At 59.6% G+C, this 1,582-nt stretch carries 2 protein-coding genes; both read right to left on the bottom strand.

All coding sequences use genetic code 11. From position 1 onward, the window contains the following. Positions 1-470: hypothetical protein (locus tag ABT116_RS45005; protein ID WP_351646811.1), on the bottom strand; the 470-nt coding region annotated here is incomplete at its 3' end. Then, positions 451-1,095: a hypothetical protein gene (locus tag ABT116_RS45000; protein ID WP_351646808.1), complete on the bottom strand. Its 645-nt coding sequence runs from the start codon at positions 1,093-1,095 to the stop codon at positions 451-453. The genes ABT116_RS45000 and ABT116_RS45005, both read right to left, overlap by 20 nt. Positions 1,096-1,582 lie beyond the last annotated feature (487 nt).

Below are 1,582 nucleotides of genomic sequence, written 5' to 3'. Positions count from 1 at the left end.
GTTGCCCCCACTGTCATGGTCTCTGGCTCCGGAGCAATGATGGTGACAGGAACTGCGCCGCGGATCCGCTCCTCAAATCTCAGGCAGAGCCGCGCGTACACCACCAACCCTGTTTCCGAGTTCGTCATAGTGCCACTGATCCACCGTTCGTCGATCCCGTCGATGATCTGTCTCAACGTCGGCCGACGTTCCCATTCTGCTTCGCGGGCGTACCGGTTGATCGCCGCGGCAATACGTTTAGGTTCGACGCCATGTCCGTAGATGCACACCGGTATCGCTGGATGAAAGTCGGGTGGAACGAGGAACCACTCTCTGAAAAGCCCGCGCAGCCTGCCCAGTGGGGTAATGGTGATTCGCACTCCGTAGTAGTGCTCACTGAAATTCTCGGGGCCGACTGGACTGAGGACATGCGTGCCCAGTTTCGCCTGACTCGTAGCGTGTCTTCCATGCTTAGCGATTTTCTCGACCACTTTCCCTCACTTCCGTTCTCTCACTTGCCTCGAAGCGGCCGGCGCAGTCTTCGAGGTCTGCAATCGTCTGCCACGCGTGCTCCCAATCCCCACCTTCGTGAGGGTCCAGTACTTCCACGGCGTTTCGTAGGGCTAGTGCAGCGACACTGAACGCTGACACTGCGGTACGGGCAACCGGCGAGTTGACGAGATCCCTGTACGGGATGTTCTGTCGCAGACGGCACCGGCGGCACAGGCGTCCGGCGATATCCGAGTCCAGCCCATCGTGGTACCAGTCCGGCGTGACGCACCGGCAGTGCGTCTTCACTTCTTCTGTAACGGCTGGCAGGGAGTTCGGGCAGGGTTTGTTGGTTCCGCCGCCGCCGGCCGGGTAGCGCTCGTGAATCGTGTTGTGAGACCCATTCAGTCCGAAGCAGATCGGGCACCGTGTTACCGCCTTCGCATTCGTCTCCTCTTCCGCAGGTTCGGCAGGGGCGGAACCATCTGAACCGCCGACATTGTCGGCGGTTGCCGTACCGATATCGGGACGCGCCTTGGCGGGTTCGGTTGCCAGGAACCGGGCGAGCAGACTGTGGGCGGCTTCTCGGCTGGCGATGTTGCCGTACTGAAGCGCGCAATTCGACACCTGTCGTATCTCTTCCGCCTCTTCAGTGGTGATGATGCAACTCGCAGCATCCGTGCTACGGCGAGTCCGCCCTGAATGCCGTCGAAACTTCGCCAGCTGGAGTCGAACTCGGTGTGATGACGCGCTGCGTCGATTGACGGCACGGCCGTCACGGAGGCCTGACTAGTAATTGCCATAGTCAGCACAGTAGATGCTGACTATGGCAATAGCAAGCTAGGGTCTACTCGGGAGTGCTGGACGACCCACCGAAGAGCATGTAGATGAGGATCTGAAGAATGCCGAGGGGATTGATCTCGCCGAGGCTGCTCATGTGTGAGGAACTCCTGTTTGCGGGGATGGGTATTGTTGCGTCGCAACGTCACTGAAAGTACGGCAATTCAGGCATTGCGGTGCGGAATTTACCGATAATTCACTGTCCGCGAGTCGGGCGACAGTGCAGGTAGGCGTCAGTGACCACGTCGAGAACGCGATTGCCGTGTGCATCGAC

Source organism: Streptomyces sp. NPDC002130, from assembly GCF_040296465.1.
Taxonomy (GTDB): Bacteria; Actinomycetota; Actinomycetes; order Streptomycetales; family Streptomycetaceae; genus Streptomyces.
Note: the sequence above shows the minus strand (reverse complement) of the source record. Positions and strands in the feature narration are given on the sequence as shown.